The sequence below is a fragment of the Streptomyces durocortorensis genome, from assembly GCF_016901035.1.
Taxonomy (GTDB): domain Bacteria; phylum Actinomycetota; class Actinomycetes; order Streptomycetales; family Streptomycetaceae; genus Streptomyces; species Streptomyces durocortorensis.
The window spans coordinates 1-3,004 of the sequence record NZ_JAFEUF010000424.1; the positions used below are offsets into that span (position 1 = coordinate 1).

The 3,004-nt window shown below is 70.1% G+C and carries 2 protein-coding genes; both read right to left on the reverse strand.

Translation table 11 applies throughout. The annotated features are described in order from the left end of the window. Nucleotides 1-296: 296 nt before the first annotated feature. Complete coding sequence (locus JS521_RS34905) at nt 297-1,346, reverse strand: BMP family lipoprotein (RefSeq protein WP_205086875.1); 1,050 nt, start codon at nt 1,344-1,346, stop codon at nt 297-299. 174 nt (nt 1,347-1,520) lie between these two features. Then, nucleotides 1,521-2,756, reverse strand: a complete 1,236-nt coding sequence (locus tag JS521_RS34910) for an amidohydrolase (RefSeq protein WP_205086876.1) — start codon at nt 2,754-2,756, stop codon at nt 1,521-1,523. Nucleotides 2,757-3,004: the final 248 nt, after the last annotated feature.

Genomic DNA, 3,004 nt, shown 5'->3' on the forward strand with positions numbered 1-3,004 from the left:
GGCGGGGGGGCCCCGGGGGGCGGGGGTGAAGTTATCGCGCCGGAGAGCTGTCTACACGCGTAGCGCTGCCGAATCGTGAAACACGGGGTGCACATCACAGTCCGGATTGGTTGGTCCGGACCGGGTGGGAGAGCACTGCGGGAGGCGGATCTTCTTCGGGGTGCCGCGGAAGGCCTGACCGTCGGGCGGGGATGGGCCCGTGGGGCTGTCCGTCCGCCGGCCGGGGTGCGGCGTGGGGACGGACAGGGCCAGGAGGAAACCAGCCGTTCGGCAGGGGCGCCGAGCTGCTTACGGCGTTACGGCGCGGTCTTGACCTTGATCTTGCCGTCGATGATGTCCTGCTTGGCCTTGTCGACCGCGGCGATGACGTCCTTCATGTCGGCGAACGCGGGGTTGGACAGCGACAGCGCGACGCCGTTCTTGTCCAGGCCGTAGCGGATCTCACCGGTCTGCGGCTTGTCGTCCTTGACCGACTTGATCAGGTTGAAGACCGCGTCCTCGATGTCCTTCGTGACCGAGGTCAGGATGGACTCCTTGTAGTCCGCGAGGCCCGCCTGCTTGTACTGGTCGGAGTCGACGCCGATGTTCCACTTGCCCGCCTTGGAGACGGCCTCGATGGCACCGGAGCCGGCCAGACCGGCGGCCGAGTAGACCACGTCGGCCTTCTTGTCGAGCTGGCCCTGGGCGGCGGCCTTGCCGAGGTCGGGCTTGGAGAAGCCACCGAAGTCCGGCGGCTGCGTCAGGTACTGCGGAAGGACGTTGACCGAGGCGTCGGTGTCCTTGACGCCCTGGACGAAGCCCGCCTCGAACTTCTTGATCAGCGGGGTCTCGACACCGCCGATGAAGCCGACCGTCTTCGACTTGGTGACCTTGGCGGCGGCGACGCCGGCGAGGTAGGAGCCCTGCTCCTCGTTGAAGACGATGTTGGCGATGTTGTCGCCGGTCACCGAGGCGTCGTCGATGATGCCGAAGGTGGTCTTCGGGAACTTCGGCGCGACCTTCTTGATGGCGGGCGCGTAGGCGAAGCCGACGCCGATCACCGGGTTGTTGCCGGAGCGGGCCAGCTCGGTGAGGCGCTGGACCTTGTCCGCGTCGCCCTCACCCTCGGAGGGCTCGGCCTCGCTGCCCTGGACGTCGAGGTCCTTCTCGGCCTTGGCGAGACCGGCGTAGGCGGCGTCGTTGAACGACTGGTCGCCGCGGCCGCCGATGTCGTACGCGATGGCGGCCTTGTCGCCGCCCGAGTCGGAACCGGCGTCCGACGACGATTTCCCGCCACAGGCGGTGGCGCTGAGCGCGAGCGCCGCGGACGCGAGGCCCACGGTGGTGATCCTGGTGATCCGGCGCAAGGGAAGGCTCCTTCAAACCTGACCGAAGCGCCTCTTCCGGCGCTGGTTTCGCGGCGATCGTAACGCGCGTAGATGTCAGATAAGAGCACGTACGGAAGCCGTTATCGGATCGTCGTGAACAGAAGCGGTCCCGTAGGTCCACGAACGGACCACGAAGAGCGTGTCAACGCTCCGCTAACGGTTCCCGTCGAGCAGTGCCGAGGCGGTGAACAGCTCGACCCCCACGGTGATCGCCTCTTCGTCCACGTCGAAGTTGCCGCGGTGCAGGTCGAGCCCGCGCGTGTCGCCCGGGGTGCGGACGCCGAGGCGGGCCATCGCGCCGGGCACCTGCTCCAGGTACCAGGAGAAGTCCTCGCCGCCGAGGCTCTGCTCGGTGTCCTCGATCGCATACGATCCGCGGCGCTCGGTCATCGCGGCGTCGAGCAGGCCGATGGACTCGGCGTCGTTCACCACGGGCGGCACGCCCCGTACGTAATTGATCACGGTCTTCGCCCGGTGCATTCCGGCCACCTCGTCCACGGCGGCGTGCACCAGGTCGGGGGCGTCGCGCCAGGCGTCCAGGTTGAGGCAGCGGACGGTGCCGGAGAGCTCGGCGTGCTGCGGGATGACATTGGGGGCGTGTCCGGTCTCCAGCCGCCCCCAGGTCAGCGCGAGCCCGGAGCGGGCGTCGACCCGGCGGGCGAGCAGCGCGGGCACGTCGACGGCGATCCGGGCGGCGGCGGTGACCAGGTCGGTGGTCAGGTGCGGGCGGGCGGTGTGGCCGCCGGGGCCGTCGAGGGTGATCTCCAGGCGGTCGCAGGCCGAGGTGATGGCCCCGACCCGCAGCCCGATCCGCCCGACGTCCACCTTCGGGTCGCAGTGGACGCCGATGATCCGGCCGACGCCCTCCAGCACCCCGGACTCGATCGCGTCGACCGCGCCGCCGGGCAGCACCTCCTCGGCGGGCTGGAAGATCAGCCGCACGGCGTTGGGCAGCAGCCCCTGCCGGTCGAGACCGGCGAGCACGAGGCCCGCGCCGAGGACGGTGGTGGTGTGCACGTCGTGGCCGCAGGCGTGGGCCCGGTCGGGCACGGTGGACCGGTAGGGCACGCCGGCCTTGGTGTCCGGGATCGGCAGCGCGTCGATGTCCGCCCGCAAGGCCAGCATGGGCGTGACCCCGTCCCACTCCCCCACGTCGCACATGAGCCCGGTCCCGACGGCCAGGACCCTGGGCTTCAGCCCGGCCTTCTCCAGCCGGTCCTTGATGGCGGCGGTGGTGCGGAACTCCTGGTTGCCCAGCTCGGGATGCATGTGGAGGTCACGGCGGAAGGCGATCAGCTCGGCACGCAGCTCGTCGGAGAGCCTGCCGGGCAGCGCACCTCCCCCGGGCTGTTCGGCCGGGTCGTGGGGGCGGGAGGCGCGGGACTTCAACTGGTTCACCTTATGAAGCGTAGGCCCCTTGACCCCTCAACTGGCCATGGATCTACGAAATTTCAGCCGTGCAGGCGAACAAAGTTCGGGTGAGGACGTGTGACGCAGCGTGGTTTCGGGTATATCAGTTCCCCTTCCGGACCGGGGGGGGGGCGCGGGCACGCGCGCGCGCGGGCGCCCCAGCCCCACCCAAAGCCCACCACCCCCCCCCCCCCCCCCCGCGGCCCCCCCGCCCCGGAGCCGCGGCG